This is a genomic window from Cupriavidus phytohabitans, assembly GCF_000426345.1.
Classification (GTDB): domain Bacteria; phylum Pseudomonadota; class Gammaproteobacteria; order Burkholderiales; family Burkholderiaceae; genus Cupriavidus.
In genome coordinates this window covers 1-14,527 of the sequence record NZ_AUFE01000095.1, presented here as the reverse complement: position 1 = coordinate 14,527, position 14,527 = coordinate 1, and the positions used below count along the sequence as shown (strand labels likewise).

15 protein-coding genes and 1 pseudogene are annotated in these 14,527 nt (G+C 63.7%); 11 read left to right on the top strand and 5 right to left on the bottom strand.

Annotated elements, in window-relative coordinates; all coding sequences use genetic code 11:
• Positions 1-269: pseudogene (locus K309_RS38075) on the top strand (IS5/IS1182 family transposase); the annotation flags it as partial.
• Positions 270-277: 8 nt separating this feature from the next.
• On the opposite strand, the gene K309_RS43365 reads toward K309_RS38075, so the two are convergent.
• The 4 genes from K309_RS43365 to K309_RS0131215 form a co-directional block, all read right to left on the bottom strand.
• Complete coding sequence (locus K309_RS43365; RefSeq protein WP_232232568.1) at positions 278-472, bottom strand: hypothetical protein; 195 nt, start codon at positions 470-472, stop codon at positions 278-280.
• On the bottom strand, positions 469-696 hold the full coding sequence (locus tag K309_RS43360) for a hypothetical protein (RefSeq protein WP_232232567.1): 228 nt from the start codon (positions 694-696) through the stop codon (positions 469-471). The genes K309_RS43365 and K309_RS43360 overlap by 4 nt, the downstream gene beginning before the upstream one ends.
• 321 nt (positions 697-1,017) lie before the next feature.
• Positions 1,018-1,227: a hypothetical protein gene (locus K309_RS0131220; RefSeq protein ID WP_029049978.1), complete on the bottom strand. Its 210-nt coding sequence runs from the start codon at positions 1,225-1,227 to the stop codon at positions 1,018-1,020.
• 155 nt (positions 1,228-1,382) lie between these two features.
• Entirely contained in the window at positions 1,383-1,907 is a 525-nt protein-coding gene (locus K309_RS0131215; protein WP_029049977.1) for a hypothetical protein, read from the bottom strand.
• Between the two features lie 166 nt (positions 1,908-2,073).
• Between K309_RS0131215 and K309_RS0131210 the strand changes: the two genes are divergently transcribed.
• From K309_RS0131210 to K309_RS38065, 9 genes are all read left to right on the top strand, one after another.
• Positions 2,074-2,523, top strand: a complete 450-nt coding sequence (locus K309_RS0131210; RefSeq protein WP_029049976.1) for a hypothetical protein — start codon at positions 2,074-2,076, stop codon at positions 2,521-2,523.
• Positions 2,520-3,980 carry a 3'-5' exonuclease gene (locus K309_RS0131205; RefSeq protein ID WP_029049975.1) on the top strand — a complete coding sequence of 487 codons (1,461 nt, stop codon included), beginning with the start codon at positions 2,520-2,522 and terminating at the stop codon, positions 3,978-3,980. The genes K309_RS0131210 and K309_RS0131205 overlap by 4 nt, the downstream gene beginning before the upstream one ends.
• Positions 3,981-3,992: 12 nt before the next feature.
• Positions 3,993-5,207 carry a DUF1173 family protein gene (locus K309_RS0131200; RefSeq protein WP_029049974.1) on the top strand — a complete coding sequence of 405 codons (1,215 nt, stop codon included), beginning with the start codon at positions 3,993-3,995 and terminating at the stop codon, positions 5,205-5,207.
• The gene (locus tag K309_RS38070; RefSeq protein ID WP_064737480.1) at positions 5,204-5,542 is read left to right on the top strand and encodes a hypothetical protein; all 339 of its coding nucleotides are present in this window, start codon (positions 5,204-5,206) and stop codon (positions 5,540-5,542) included. The genes K309_RS0131200 and K309_RS38070 overlap by 4 nt, the downstream gene beginning before the upstream one ends.
• 345 nt (positions 5,543-5,887) lie before the next feature.
• Entirely contained in the window at positions 5,888-7,009 is a 1,122-nt protein-coding gene (locus K309_RS0131190) for a phage Gp37/Gp68 family protein (protein ID WP_029049973.1), read from the top strand.
• The gene (locus tag K309_RS0131185; protein ID WP_029049972.1) at positions 7,006-8,250 is read left to right on the top strand and encodes a DNA-methyltransferase; all 1,245 of its coding nucleotides are present in this window, start codon (positions 7,006-7,008) and stop codon (positions 8,248-8,250) included. The genes K309_RS0131190 and K309_RS0131185 overlap by 4 nt, the downstream gene beginning before the upstream one ends.
• Positions 8,251-8,252: 2 nt before the next feature.
• Positions 8,253-8,498, top strand: a complete 246-nt coding sequence (locus K309_RS0131180; protein WP_029049971.1) for a hypothetical protein — start codon at positions 8,253-8,255, stop codon at positions 8,496-8,498.
• Between the two features lie 213 nt (positions 8,499-8,711).
• A complete protein-coding gene (locus tag K309_RS0131175; RefSeq protein WP_232232566.1) occupies positions 8,712-9,182 on the top strand; it encodes a hypothetical protein in 471 nt (156 codons plus the stop codon).
• A gap of 63 nt (positions 9,183-9,245) precedes the next feature.
• Complete coding sequence (locus tag K309_RS38065; protein ID WP_232232565.1) at positions 9,246-10,064, top strand: DNA/RNA non-specific endonuclease; 819 nt, start codon at positions 9,246-9,248, stop codon at positions 10,062-10,064.
• Positions 10,065-10,283: 219 nt separating this feature from the next.
• Here the strand turns inward: K309_RS38065 and K309_RS0131165 are convergent, their stop codons facing one another.
• On the bottom strand, positions 10,284-11,441 hold the full coding sequence (locus K309_RS0131165; protein ID WP_029049969.1) for an integrase domain-containing protein: 1,158 nt from the start codon (positions 11,439-11,441) through the stop codon (positions 10,284-10,286).
• A 1,092-nt stretch (positions 11,442-12,533) separates the two neighbouring features.
• On the opposite strand from K309_RS0131165, the gene K309_RS0131155 reads away from it, so the two are divergent.
• Positions 12,534-13,535 carry a PRTRC system protein D gene (locus K309_RS0131155; RefSeq protein ID WP_029049967.1) on the top strand — a complete coding sequence of 334 codons (1,002 nt, stop codon included), beginning with the start codon at positions 12,534-12,536 and terminating at the stop codon, positions 13,533-13,535.
• Positions 13,536-14,527: the final 992 nt, after the last annotated feature.

Below are 14,527 nucleotides of genomic sequence, written 5' to 3'. Positions count from 1 at the left end.
AGCCTTGGTCCGAAAGTACGCCGGGCGCAGCCTGGCGTAACGAGGCCATCGATGTCATCGAGAAGAGCAGTCGACGCGAATGGAAAGCCGCCAGCGGCTACCACCGGCGCTCGCTGGCCGAGACCCTGATGTACCGCCTCAAGACGCTGACGGGACACAGTCTGTGGGCGCGCGAAATCGGGTCGCAGGCCACCGAAGTGGCCATCCGTGCGGGCGTGCTCAACCGCATGGTCGCGCTCGCTCGCCCGCAATCCGTCCGCATCGCCTGAGTTCAGCATCACCGAGGAGTCCCTGTTTTCAATCTCGATTTATGCAACAACGCCGGTACAAGGCAGATCGCTGAAGGGCGCGCCTGTACCGTTTCGCGCCATTTCTGCTGCAGGCGCAGCCAGGTCAGTTCCGCCCGAGCGATGTGGTCCCATTCGCTGGGTACCAACGACTCGTCGAACAGATCGGCCCCTTCCGCCGTCATGACGGCGACCACCTCGTGGTAGCGGCCGAGCTAATGCGGGAAGCCGCGGCGGACAAACCGCAGGAGGCAGGATCCGGATTGCCGAAGACGCGCTGCAGCTGCCGGATGTACACCGCGCACTCGCGCCGCGAGCGTTCGCTGTAGTCATCGCGACCGACCTGTGCGCACGACTCCTCGGCCGGCACCGGGCCGACTTCAATTTCGATGTTGTTGAGTTTAAACATGGCGTTACCTCGGGAAAAGGGAACGCTCCCACCGGGGCGTCCCCGATGGGTGATAGAGTCCGGAAGCGCGGATGCGACCGGAGTGGTGCCTAGTGAGCGATGGCGATAATCCGGTTCAACTGCTCACATGCCGTAGCGAAGACCTCGGATGGTGCTCGCTTCCACGGGTGTGCTTTCGCACCGCGCGGCGCACGGCGAGGCTGTTGCCCCATTTCTGGATCGTGAGTGTTGCGGACTTGGACATGGAAATCGCCTGGCGGGATACACCCCACCGGAGAGTATTCCCCGGTGGGTAGTGGAATCGGCCGCTGGCCTGAGCGGTCACGCGGCGGCGGCAGGCTTCTGGTCCAGACCCAGCAGCTTCGCGAGAAGCCAGCTGATCAGGACCAGGAACTCGATCTCCGCGACGATGTGCACTTGCATGGCAGCAAGGCTATCGTCCTCGGTAGTGCAAAGAAAGAAGAGGACCGCGAACAGGTTGATGACGGTCGCGAGGACAGCCAGCGCGGTGATACGGGAGAAGATACGCATGGAAGGGCTCCTGAAATGGAGCCTTCCCCATTGGGAAAAGCCCCAATGGGTGGAAATGAAGATGGCCGGTACGCCGGCAAGTTCGATGCGCTGATAGCGCGGAGAATCGGACGAATCTTACCCTGCCTGCCGGCGCGGGACAAGAATCGGATGTCTTAGCGCGGCCTGGCTGCCGCCTCGCGCGCCCGGCGGTTGGCCTCGCGGATGCGATTGACCACGGCCCAGCGCCGCTGCTCCACTTCCTCCGGGCTCTCGAGCTTGGCATAGTCCTGCACCGGCCCCTCGCCCACGAAGGGCTTGTAGTCCTGGGGCAGCTTGCCTTCCGCCTTCATTCGCTCGCGCTGCAGGCGACCCAGCCCGTCGCTTGTCTCCGTGATCGCTACATAGTCCCACCGCGCTGGCACGGCCGCCTCTGAGAACCAGATCTCTCCCTCGCCCTGTCCCACGATGGCGACCACGTCGTAGACGCTGCCCACAGGCGAAGGGACAGCACGAACCTCGAAACGCAGCACCTCCGGCCGTGGATGCCAGAACACCCGGTCCAGATAGCGTTTGAACGTGAACGCGTCCAGGCGGGCGATCTCGCCGTATTGCGGCTCACCGGGCGCGACGAACTCCGGCTCGAGCTTCGGGCGGTTGCCAAGAGAGACTTCCCGCGAGGTCGGATTGGGAGATGGCATAACGGCGTTTCGGTAAAAGACGCCCGAAATTCTAACGCTTTCGGCGCCTACGCCTGAAGTCCAACCGGGAAAATGGTTGGCGGCGAACTTCGCCCGCCGGCCGCCTTGACTTCGGCGCGGCGCCGGTATCTTGGTCCTAACTAGACCATTCAATTTCTTGCCGCCCATGCGATTCACCCGACTCGGACGCCACGACCCTATCGACTTTAACGCCCGCCGCCAGGCCGCTTTCGCGCGCAAGCAGCAGCGCGAGCGCGACCGATATCCGCTCTTCGCGGAACACGTGGCCGCCGAACAGCACTGCGCCGATGAGGAACTGGCCCGCCGCCAGCGGCGCTCCGACAGGCTCGAAACGACGATGCGCGGAATACACGCCCGCGTCTGGCGTGAAAAGCGCGCCGTCTACTTCTCGCTGACAACGGACCAGCGAGCGGATATTCGCACCAAGTGGCTGGCCTGGACCGGCCCCACCACTGCCCTCTACTTCGCCTACATCGTAGACACGGTCAGTGGCGAGGCTGCGCAGCGCGCCGAGGCCTCCCGCGCGCACGCGCTGGCCATCCGGCGACGTGTCCTCGCCACGCTTCCTGAACAGACCGCGCTGGAGATCGCATGACTCCCACTGCCGAGCAGGAACAGGTTGTCGAGGCGGTACGCGCCGGCAGCGCCGTCAAGGTCAAAGCCTACGCCGGCGCTGGCAAGACCTCCACGCTGCGCATGGCCGCTGAAGCCCGCGGCCGCGCACGCGGCCTGTACCTGGCGTTCAATCGGGAAATTGCCATCGAGGCCGCCCGCAAATTCCCACAGAACACCCGTTGCCGCACCTCGCATTCGCTCGCCTACAGTGGCACGCCGCCCGAGATCACGCGCAAGCTCAGAAATCCGGTCGAGCCACCCCATCAGCTGGCGCTGCGCTACGGCTTCGGGAAACTGCGCCTGCCCACCACCATCGGCAAGGATCTGGAGCTCAGCCCGAGCAAGGTCGCCCGGATGGTGATGGACGGCGCCGCGCGCTTCTGCCGCTCTGCTCAGGCCGAACCGCTCGCCTGGCACATCCCAGTCGACTCGATCGTCAAGGAAGAGGAAGCCGAGCATCTGCGCGAATCGCTGCTGCCGTCCGTCAAGCGCCTCTGGTCTGAATACCTCGACCCCGCCGCGCCGTCGGCCATCGCCCACGATGTCTACGTGAAGCTGTGGGAGCGCAGCCGACCGCGCATCGGCGCCGACTTCATCCTTTTCGACGAAGCGCAGGATGCCGACGGCCTGATGCTGTCGGTACTGCGCGCGCAACAAGCGCAGGTGATCTACGTGGGCGATCCCTACCAGCAGATCTACGAGTGGCGCGGCGCAGTCAACGCCATGGACCATATCCGTGCTCCGGAATGCGCGCTGACCGAGTCGTTCCGCTTCGGCCCGGCCATTGCACAGCTGGCCAGCCGCGTGCTGCAGCTGATGGAAGAGGAAACGCCCGTACGCGGCCAGGACCACGTCAAGTCACGAATTCTGCACGATTCGACCCCAGGCCTCGACCGCTTCGACGCCATCCTGTGCCGCAAGAACGCCACGGTGCTGACCCATCTGGCCGAGGGCATCGGCCGCGGCGACCGCGTCGCCGTACGGGCCAACGTCGACGAGCTCCGGGCGTTCGCCGACGGCGCCGAGCAGCTGATGCGCGGCCAGCGCATTGGCTACCCTGCCACCCTCGCCTTGTTCGAGACATGGGAGGAGGTCCAGGAGTACGCCGAGTCCTTCGCCGGCCGCGACCTGAAGCCACTGGTGCAGCTGATCGACAACGAAGGCGTGGACTACCTGCGTTTGATCCTCACGCGCGTGTCCCCAGAGAACGAAGCCGACTACATCGTGTCCACCGTCCACCGCGCCAAGGGGCTCGAGTGGGACCGCGTGCAGCTCGCCGGCGACTTCAAGTTCAAGAACGGCGACGACGGCAAGTTGACCATGGCGCCGGAAGAAATGCGGCTGCTCTACGTCGCCATGACGCGCGCCAAGCACGTACTCGACGTGAGCGAGATCCGGCGCGACCTCTACACCATGTTCCGGGAAGCCGGCGTCTAAGGAGAAAAATCCATGATCACCGTGCGCATTGGCGGGAACGAGTTCCCGCTGGACGATGTACTGGATGATCCCGGCCGTTATGCACGTCACCTCGAGCGCGCGAAGACGGTTCAGGGATTTGCGGAATGCGGCTGCAGCAATCGGCGGCCCCGACCCAAGCTGGTGATTCGCCGACATCGGGACATCTTCCTACTCGCGCGCTGGCCGGAACAGGCACACCACCATGCCGCAGGCTGCCCGTTCAATCGGCAGGCGCTGGCCAAGTCCGGAATGGGCGACAACCTGGATCCGTTCCGGCTGAAGGACGGCCACCATGACATCCGCCTCGATGCCTCGCTCTCGGTCGGCGCGCACACCCCAGCCAAGACCGTCCAGCGAGCGCCCAAAGGCCAGAGCACGAAGCCGCAACGTCGTTCGGCGGGGCTACTTGCGTTTTTGGAGTACGCCTGGGAGCAGGCAGGGCTGAACGTATGGCCGGGAACGGGCTCGCGCGGCTGGAACGCCTGCTGGTCGCAGCTAACAACCGAGCTGGCCGAATGCCGCATCAACGGAAAGCCGGCCGATGGGCTGCTGCACGTCATGCAACGGTGGGACCCGAGCCGCAGAACGGAGATCCTGGCCGAGTTCGAAGCATGGCAGGGCCGGCTCACATCCATCCCGACCGGCAACCCGCGCGGCATCGTGATCGGCGAAATTGAATCGCACGGCACGACCCAGTTCGGTGGCAAGGTCGTGCTGCGCCAAAGTACCCAGCGCTTCTTCATGGCCGCGGACCTCTACGCGCGACTTCAGGTGTCATTCGGGGGAGCCCTATCCGGCATCGGCAAGGCGGAACAGCGTTGCGTCGCCGTCCTGCTGGTCGAGCGGTCGAAATCAGGGTATCTGACGGTGGTCGATGCCGCGGCCATGCTAGCCAACCGCCAGTTCCTGCCGTGTGACTCGTCATACGAGGTTGCCATGGCTGACCATCTGGTGGGCCTGCAGCGGGCATTCCGCAAGCCGCTGCGCCACATCGGCCGAGCCGCCGTGCATCCCGACTTTGTCTTGAGCGACGTGGCCCCGGAGGTCATCATCGAAGTCCTTGGCATGATGGGCAATGCGGACTATGACGCCAGGCTCGCGCAGAAGCAGGCGTTCTACCGCGCCAACGCCGTGCCGGTGATCGAATGGCGCCCTCAGGACCAGCAGATCACGTGTGTCCAGCTGCCCCGGCCGAGCGCTGCATGAGCAACCGGGCACCACTGGGCATGAACCGTGCGTATCTGAAGGCAGTTCAGCTGGTGCACCAGTACCGCGCCGCATCTGTCCCGCTTGTCCAGCGGCATCTCGGCATCGGCGCCGAGCACGCCGAGTCGCTGCTGGCGCGCATGGCAACAGAGACCACTGTGGTCCGGCGAATGCCCAACGGACTCTATCTCTACGTGGGCGAAATCGTCGCTGACGAGCTCACTGCACTGTACGGATTTGCCGAAGAGGTCCTCGCTGTCATCGCCTCCGGCGAAATCGACGTGGACGCACTCAGAGCCGCCGCGGTGAAGTTCGGCCTTTCGGCACCCACGTGACGGGTCTCCCTGCACCTGCTTGACTTTGCCCGCGATTGGATAGGCTGGAAGCATCCCTCACCCTCCTGCGCCTCCCGCCTGATCAACGCCGAGCAATCGTTGCGGTGCTCCGCGAACTGCGGGAGGCATCGAACGCCGAAGCCGAATTGGCCTGGCGCCGCGCAAAGGCCCCATGGCGGCGTATTGGCGCGCCGTCTCGACCTACTCCCGCCACTTCGCACATGCGTTGTCGCATGCAGCGCCCGCGCAGATCAATGGGGAGTGCTGCTCCGACTCCGCAAATAGCGAATCGCGAGTGCCCGGCTCGCCCGAGCGCGATACCCAAACCATCGACATGTTTCAAAAATGAGCGAAAACACCAAGATCGAATGGACCGACCACAGCTGGAATCCCTGGGAAGGCTGCCAGCGGGTTGGCCCCGGCTGCGACCACTGCTACGCTGAGGCCCGCAACGCACGCTTCGGCGGTGGCCAATCCCAAAACTGGGGCCCCGGTGCGCCCCGCCGGCGCACATCCGCCGCCAACTGGCGCAAGCCCTTGCACTGGAACGCTGCGCACGACGCCTTTGCCGCGGTCCACGGGCGCCGGCAACGCGTCTTCTGCGCGAGTCTGGCCGATGTGTTCGACAACGAGGTGCCGATCGAGTGGTTCATCGATATGCTCGATGTCTGGCGCCAGACGCCGAACCTGGACAAGCTCGTGCTGACCAAGCGTATCGGCAACGCCACGAAGCGATTGGGCGAAGCGTTCAACACGCTGATGCTGCGCGACGACTGTGCGGACAATCCCCTCGTTCCGTGGCTGGCTACGTGGATCGCCGGCAATGCCCCCGCCGATATCTGGCTGGGCGCAACCGTGGTGAACCAGGTGGAAGCCGACCGCGACATCCCGAAGCTTCTGCGCACGCCGGCAAAGACGCGCTTCCTCTCCATGGAACCGCTGCTCGGTCATGTCGACGTGTTCTCGACTCTTACCGGTGAACTGCTGCATACCTCCGGCAACGACTATGCGCCGGGCTCCCTGGACTGGGTCATCGTGGGCGGTGAGAGCGGCACGGGCGCCCGCCCAATGCATCCGGCATGGCCGCGCTCGTTGCGCGACCAATGCGCGGCAGCCAGCGTGCCCTTCCTGTTCAAGCAATGGGGGCACTGGCACACGGCAGTCGTGGACGGTTCCTCCAGTGAGCCGGTCTTCCGCGAGTTCGCCAGCTTTCAGCAATGGGTCAACAAGGCGCAGACGTGGATCGCCGGCGGGATTTGCCTCGACAGGCATGGCGCGCTGCTCCAACGCGGTGAAGATTTCATGCGCGCCCGCGACGAGGGCCGGTTCCCCGTGACGGTGATGCACGCGGTGGGCAAGAAAGCGGCGGGCCGGCTGCTCGACGGCGCCGTGCACGACGCCTTCCCTGTGACGTCGCTCGACGTCGCGGCAGCATGCGAGCGTGCGCTTGCACGGGGCGCTGCATGATGGAGCAGTTGAACCTGTTCGGACACGTGGCAGCAGCGTTCGCCGACGCGCCAGCCGAAGGCATCGCCACCGCCCAGCTCTACGATGCCGTGGCGACCGCAGCCGGGATCGACCTCGCCCAGGCTCAGACCAAAGTCCCGATCGGCACCGCTGGCACCCTGCACAGCCCGTTCAAGCGCGCCGTGCGCTGGCATCAGCAGACGCTGAAGGCCATGGGCGTCGTGGAGCGCATTCCGGACCGCGCCGGTTTCTGGCGGCTGACGCAGCCTGTCACGAACGAGCTCGACCGCGCCGCCGACGGCGTTCGGCTTGTCGCCTTCAGCACCACCCTGGGTGTGGCCGTCTGGGCGCGTCACGAGGAAATCTTCCGCGGCCTTGGCGAACCGATTGCGCTGTGCGTCACCTCGCCGCCGTACCCGCTGCGCCAGGCCCGGGCCTACGGCAATCCCACGGAAGCGCAGTATGTCGACTTCCTGTGCGAGGCCCTCGAGCCGATCGTTGCAGGGCTTGTGCCGGGCGGCAGCATTGTCCTCAATGTGTCGAACGACATCTTCGAGCCGCGCAGCCCAGCCCGCTCGCTCTATATAGAGCGCCTCACGCTGGCCTTGCATGACCGGCTTGGCCTTTCCCTGATGGGCCGCGTCCCCTGGGTCAAATACAGCAAGCCGCCCGGGCCGACCCGATGGGCCTGCGTCGACCGTGTCCAGCTCGCCTCCGCCTACGAACCGGTGCTGTGGTTCACCAACGATCCGTCGTGCGTGCGCGCGGACAACCGCCAGCTCCTCGAGGCCCACACCGCCCGGCACCGACAACTGATGGCCGCCGGCGGAGAGACTCGCAACGCGGTGTATGGCGACGGCGCCTATCGCATCCGGGCAAGCGCCTTCGGCAATCAGACTGCGGGCCGCCTGCCCCGCAATGTCATCGAGCGGGGGCACAACTGCGCGGACACCCGGGCTTACCGCCGCGCCGCGCAGTCTCTCGGCCTGCCGACCCACGGCGCCATGCAGCCGACCGACATTCCGGATTTCTTTACGCGATTCCTGTCCCGGCCGGGCGACCTGGTGGTCGATCCTTTCGGCGGAACGATCCGCACCGGCCTGGCCGCCGAGCGACTGGGAAGGCGATGGATCGCCACGGAATGGATTCTGCAGTACGTTCGAGGCGCCGCCGAACTGTTCCGGCAAGCCGACGGCTTCCAGATGCACCCGGCCCTGCATTGGGCCACCCAACCGAGATAGACATGCCGCAGTACGACGACAACGAACGCGAATACCCGGAACCGGAAACCGTCCTCGCCATCCGGGGCGCGATCACCACCGGCCAGCTGGGAGGCCCTATGGGCCCACCTGGCCACTGGCTCAACGAATTCTGGCAGATCGGCGCCGCGCTGCGCGACCATGCCGAGATCCTGCAGGGCTTCGAGCACACCGCGCGCCAGGAAGTCCTGAACACCACGGCCGGCTATCTGGCCATCGACGCGGCATAGCAGGACCGCTGTTCGAACGCTTCATCACAACGGACACCGCTGGGTGCAGGTGCCGGCAAGGCATAATGCCGGCATTTCCCGACCCTGATCTTCCTCATGCCCAGCGGCCTACTTCAATGCGCCCACTGCGATGGCGCCCCCACCTTTATCGCCGGCCGGCTCCAGGCAGTTATCGTCTGTGAAGAATGCGGCATCTCGACGCCTCCCGTCACCATGGATGCCGACAAGAACATCGCCTTCACCCGGCTAAGCGCCATCTGGAATAGCCGCGTCGAACATCGCCCTGCCGACCAGGAAGCCGTATCCATGATGTCGCGCCGCGCGCTCACCAGCTCAGACATCCCCTATTTCCTGAACCTGCTCGCGGCGACCACCTCGGACTGGGAGACGGTTGGCCCCAAGTTCGCCGCCATGGCCGCGGCTCTCGCCCAACCCGGGTACGACTTCAAGCACGTGGACCCACCCGAGACCGTGGTGTCGCAGGCTGCCCGCTATCAGAAGCTGCTCCAGCGCGCCAAGATCATCTACGTCGACGGCGCGCCCATGGTCCGCTTCGAGCCGGTGCCGGCGCTGTGCGCCGAGATCGCAGAAGAGGCACTGGCCGACCGGGAATGGCCGCTCCTCGACTTGCACGAATTCATCGGCAAGGCCATCGATGGCGTGCCGGACCATTGGCAGCCGTGACGCGTTGACTTCCGTGCTGGGCTGGCAAGCTGAAAGAGTGTCCAACCACCTTCCTGCCCGACCATGATCCGCCCTATCGTCGCCCTTTTGCTCGCCCTGGGCGCAGCAACCGCAGCGGTCGCCAAAGACGCCGCGCCCTGCCCCCACGTGCTGTCAGCGGGCCAGCCGGCCGTTCGCGAGGCGGCGCGGGATACACGGCTTCTCTGCTATCGCGTCTTTGCGGTGCTCTATTCGCCCAGCACCCGCACGGCGCTGTGGTCGGCCGAGCGGCTGACTGCCACAGCGGTGGAGGCGGCCCGCAAGCTGCCGCGCGACAGCGACTTCTACGAGGAAGACCGGCTGCCGCCTTCGGACCGGGCCAGACTGCGGGACTTCGCCCGATCGGGCTACCACCGCGGGCACCGAGCGGGGACTTTGCCGACAAAGCCTCGCAGGCAGAGAGCTTCAGCCTTGCCAACATCGTGCCACAGCACAGCGTGTCCAACCGCCGGTCCGGCGTTCACCGAGGACAGCCCCACGCTCAACGGACGCGTCCGGGTACCTGGGTATCTGTGGAAAGCGATCTACGTGCCGGGCGTCGGTGCCGCGGCCTATGTGGTGCGCAACGATGCGACGCCGGCGTACAGCGTAGTCAGCATCGCCGAGCTTGCCCACTTCTCAGGGGTCGATCCCTTCCCCGCATTGGCTGGCGCCGCGCGCGCGACGCCAATCGATCTTCCCCCGCCTACTCCACACCCCGGCGAAAAGCCTGCGCGCCGTGTCGCCTTCCCATGGCTCGTGTCCGGCGACGCCGTGAGCGCGAAGCGCGACGCGGAATCGCTCGCTCACCTCGTACGACACGCAGGCGCTCTGGCCACGTTGGCTCTCGCACTTGCCCGTTAGGGGGCGCCCGGACAGAAGGAACATGTTCCTTCCAAAAACACGAAAGGCACGCCCAGAGACGTGCCTTTCGTTCTGTGAGGGCCATCGCAGGGCCCTCACCCCTTAAGAACGCGATGGTAGTCCGCGCCGGCCCGGCCTCAGAGCCAACAACAGCCCGAAGGGGACATCAACACCAGAATCCAATACAGCGCGCTCACCTCGCGACTCGCCACGCCACCTTCACGACTGATCTCCCGCGGCGTAGCTGTCCAAGAGTCGGTACAGCGAGCGGCGGCTGATGCCAAGCGCAAGCGCAGCGTGGGATTTGTTGCCGTTGGCTGCTGCAAGTGCCAACGCCGCTTGCCCAGGCTTGACAACCGGTTTGGAGAGTCGCTCCTGAACGGCGTATGTACTTAAGTACGCGTTCGACTTAGTGGGACGACTATGCCCAGCGGCTTCGGCAACGATGCGCTGTCCCTCCTCATGCACCTCACGACTGGCGAGCCGCACGCCTCGCTTGACCGGCGCAGCATCGCCGGTATTGCGCTGGTACAGCCCCTGTAGATATTCATGGCGCAGGCCGTGTGCAGTGCAGCCCGTCTCCTTCCTGACCAGACCATGCTTTCGCAGTACCTCATAGAAATGGCTCATCCATTGGTCAAGTGTATAGTCCGCCGGGGTGGTTGAGCCCGTCCTGGGATTGGCCAGCGACGCCGCTCTGGCAAGCAACGGGTACTGTGTCTCCGGCATGTCGATTAAGACCTCTCGCTTCCGCCCACCCTTCGTTCCGCGTACGACGTGCAGCGTGCCGCCGCGCACCGCCACGCCTGGCTGAAGCTTTGCGGATTCCTCAACACGCAGGCCAAAAAGCCACATCAAGCGAAGCTGAATGCCTACCCACTCATCGGTCCTCTCAATCTCCGCGATCTTCGAGTCAATGTCGATGCCATTCCCCGACCAAGACTTGTCTTCTTGGGCAACATAGTGGCGAACGAGCCCATGCTCCGTGCGATCGACGTATTCAGCAAGCGTCTTGACCAGATACAGCTTGTTCATGAACTCAGCCATCGCGCGCAGATAGGTGAGCTTGTTCTCGATCGTTCCCGCTGTTTGCCCTTTCCGAACCCAGCTTTCCACTAACCATTGGACGTGCTTGTTCCGAATCGACCACGGAGATTCAACCGCATAGCCACCCTCCTGCCGCAGCTCGCGCACTGCGGCGCAGACATTGAGAAGGCGATACTCCTGCGTCTTGATGCTCAGCGCATTTCTGCTGCGCCTCGACCTACTGATTACGCGATCCACGTTGTCCTCGAACAGCGCGATGAGCTCGCCTTCCAGCCGCGCGGGGAACGCGTAGCTCCTGATTTTTCCCCGGAAATCTATCCTGATACCCATGCTCGTTAGTCTGGCCAGCCGTATCAGCACGGCGGGGGCGCGCTTTTGGTGCGAGCCGTTTTCCAACGCTGTCAAACGCCCCGTTCGTTCGACACCTGCCGGTTAGTTCTCCCCTCCGGCTTTGGGGGACTGCCTTCCTTGCCTTTAGCGATAGCACTCGATCGACCAGACACAGGGAAGAACTGTGGTCCGACCGTCCGCGTAGTCCATGGCCCGGCTCACGCCGAACCCGTCCCCGCGAATACCCAAGCCGCTGCGTCGGTCGACGCGACTGCGATAGCGACCCTTGTGGTCCACCATCGCAAGCTTCTTGGGCAAATCGTTCTTGCGCATTTCTGTGCCGGCTGCGCCTACCGGTCGTCAAGTGAAGGGATCCGCGATAGCCGTCTGGCCCAATCGCATCCAATCCCCCGTCCCACAGTCAGTTCACCTTGGCCGCAGTGTCTGGGGCCTCCTGAACCGTACCCAGCTCTCTCGCTGAATGGACGTGTCTTCCGTGATGGAGCCTTGGGACTGTGCGACTGTGCGCTCCCAAAATCTCTCTCATTGCGTTACAGCGCGCACATCGGCGCTGAGATCGAGTGTTATCGCGGTGTGCAGCCTTCCTCAATGTCGGCCACTTTCTGCTTGATTCGATTGAAAAAAATGCCGGATCAATATCCGGCATCGCACAGACGCGACCGACAACCCATTTTGGGTGGAGCCGGTGCTTGGGATGGCCGCCAACGTGGCGGCAAGGTCGATGCGTCGGGGACGCGAGAAGTACATCAAGGATAGCGTCCCATGCCAGCCTGCGCAACTCCACGCAAGACGAAACGGGTATGAAATCCGCGAGATTACGCTGGCTTGACTATGGGCATCTGTGTGTAGAGTTGGACCGACGATGTGCCACGTAGTGGGACTTGATCGATGCTGCACGGTCCAAGTCCCATCAGGTCAGACGAATTTGCCCGCCCACCCAGGATTGTTGCTAGGTCCGAGTGCCACTTGCTCGGTCCAAGTCCCTCTTGGTAGCTCGTGATCTGGCCTGCTCCGTCCTCGTGGCATTCGCTCAAAACCGGCTACACGAAGCCATCAAGGAGAACCCTGTTCATGAAAGTCTCGACCGTTGCAATTGATGTGGGCTACGGCAACACCAAGTCGGCGTTCCCGCTCGGCTCTGACATCGCAACCAACATGTTTCCATCGTTGGCACCGATCGCCTCTACCACATCACTGACACCGCATAGTGGCGCTATCCTCCGTCCCCGCGATGTCGTCAATGTGGTGGTGGACGGAGCGCGTTACGAGGTGGGCCCGGAGGTCTCTCTCAGCGCGCCGCGTGGGAACACTGGCCGTGCATTGGCCGAGGACTTTGTCACGACAGCGAACTATGCTGCTTTGCTGGCAGGAGCACTCCACTATTCCAAGGCCACTGAAATTGATCGCTTAGTGCTTGGCCTCCCTGTACACAACACGCAGAAGTACGCCGGATACTTGAAGGATCGGTTTAGCGGCGTGCTGGACTTCGGTTGGGGTCCTATCCAAGTTCGTAACGTCCTGCCGCTGCCTCAGCCCCTCGGAACATTGATCACGTTCATCCAGCAAAGCGGCAAGCACTACGACCCCGATAATTCCTATCTCGTGATCGACGTCGGCTATTTCACAACCGATTGGGTGGTCGCACGCGGATACACAATGGACGACACGCGAAGTGGCGGGGTTCCAGGCGGTGCATCGAGCATCTATCAACAGGTAGCAAGCCTGATCGCACAGGCTGAAGGCGAGCCCGTGGACAGCATCGAAAGAATCGATAAGGCTATCCGCGAAGCAAAGCCTATGTTCTTCTTCAGCAAGTTCCTCGATGTGCGTCCCTTCCTGGATGAGGCAATTGCCGTGTCCCGGCAATCAGTGAAGGAAGTCCAAGCGCGCGTCGGCCGTACCGAGGACATCCGCGCGATCATCCTGACGGGTGGTGGAGCGAATTTGTACGCCCCGGCAATTAAAGCGGCCTTCCCGCGCAATATTGTCCAGGTCATGGACGCGCCATGCTTCGCTAACGTTCGTGGCTTCTACACGATTGGATCCGCACGCCAGATGGCGAAGTCCTGCTGATGTGGTGAGCATGGACAAGCTTCAGATTACGCTCACGCTCTCCAGCGAAGCTGCGCCGGAACTGCTGGCGTACCTGCGACAGATACCGAGCGCTCGCGAGCGCGCTTTCGTATTCAGGCTCCTGGCACAGGCCGGCTTGCGATCACTCGGAGGAGCAGGCACAGAGGAATTGCTACCCCCACCTACTGGAAACCTCACCAAGATTGCCCCATCGGGGACTACCCCACCCGCGACCAAGGGTAGTGCGCAAGCATTGCAAGATGAGCAGGCCACGCTTGCCCCGAGTGTGCCAGCGCCAGCAAACACGACCAATGTGGCGCCGGAGATAATGCCTGCGACCATAGAACCCGCGGATCCCCTCGCAATTCTGGACGTCGGCGCGCTGAACGATGCGATGGCCAGATTTGGCTGAACACGAAACAAGATACCCCTATGGAAGAGCTCGAAATGAAGATAACGTTGACCAGTAACGACTGGTCCCCCGTCCGCTCGCTTCTTGGTGCGCTTCCGGGTTTCCCCCAGCGCGCGCTTGCGGTGAAACTGCTGGCATAGCGGGCACTCGAGGCCGGCATGAACCCGTTGGGGTTGGACCTGCAACACCGGCTGCGGCAGAAGCCATCCTCCCGCGTCTCACCCAAGCGCAAAGCTGCGGTGCCAACACCGAAGGGCCGTTCTGCGCGAAGGTGCGCTCCACCAACGTAAGCACAGCCGCTAGACCTCCCCACAATCTTGGTACCGCTGGGGGGAGGCCACCCGGACGCGACCGAGCTAAGGCTACGCTGAATAAGCTGGGTAAGTTCAGTTACGCAGGGGCCCGTTCGGCCGAAAAAATAGCTGTGGTGACGAGAATTGGCCCTCGCGCGCCCCATCGGGGTGTGTTGGCGGGGCGTCCGCCCCGCATTTGCCCTTTACGGGCGGACTGCTCCCATCAGATGCCCTCGACTCAAGTAGAGATTGGCCAGCGCCAGCGTCGTGACGGGGCCGGCATTCTT

Coding starts and splice junctions, on each gene's coding strand:
- K309_RS0131205 (WP_029049975.1), top strand. CDS start 2,520: ATGACTCCCACTGCCGAGCAGGAACAGGTTGTCGAGGCGGTACGCGCC.
- K309_RS0131165 (WP_029049969.1), bottom strand. CDS start 11,441: ATGGGTATCAGGATAGATTTCCGGGGAAAAATCAGGAGCTACGCGTTC.
- K309_RS43365 (WP_232232568.1), bottom strand. CDS start 472: ATGACGGCGGAAGGGGCCGATCTGTTCGACGAGTCGTTGGTACCCAGC.
- K309_RS38070 (WP_064737480.1), top strand. CDS start 5,204: ATGAGCAACCGGGCACCACTGGGCATGAACCGTGCGTATCTGAAGGCA.
- K309_RS0131215 (WP_029049977.1), bottom strand. CDS start 1,907: ATGCCATCTCCCAATCCGACCTCGCGGGAAGTCTCTCTTGGCAACCGC.
- K309_RS0131210 (WP_029049976.1), top strand. CDS start 2,074: ATGCGATTCACCCGACTCGGACGCCACGACCCTATCGACTTTAACGCC.
- K309_RS0131180 (WP_029049971.1), top strand. CDS start 8,253: ATGCCGCAGTACGACGACAACGAACGCGAATACCCGGAACCGGAAACC.
- K309_RS0131200 (WP_029049974.1), top strand. CDS start 3,993: ATGATCACCGTGCGCATTGGCGGGAACGAGTTCCCGCTGGACGATGTA.
- K309_RS0131185 (WP_029049972.1), top strand. CDS start 7,006: ATGATGGAGCAGTTGAACCTGTTCGGACACGTGGCAGCAGCGTTCGCC.
- K309_RS38065 (WP_232232565.1), top strand. CDS start 9,246: ATGATCCGCCCTATCGTCGCCCTTTTGCTCGCCCTGGGCGCAGCAACC.
- K309_RS43360 (WP_232232567.1), bottom strand. CDS start 696: ATGTTTAAACTCAACAACATCGAAATTGAAGTCGGCCCGGTGCCGGCC.
- K309_RS0131190 (WP_029049973.1), top strand. CDS start 5,888: ATGAGCGAAAACACCAAGATCGAATGGACCGACCACAGCTGGAATCCC.
- K309_RS0131220 (WP_029049978.1), bottom strand. CDS start 1,227: ATGCGTATCTTCTCCCGTATCACCGCGCTGGCTGTCCTCGCGACCGTC.
- K309_RS0131175 (WP_232232566.1), top strand. CDS start 8,712: ATGGATGCCGACAAGAACATCGCCTTCACCCGGCTAAGCGCCATCTGG.
- K309_RS0131155 (WP_029049967.1), top strand. CDS start 12,534: ATGAAAGTCTCGACCGTTGCAATTGATGTGGGCTACGGCAACACCAAG.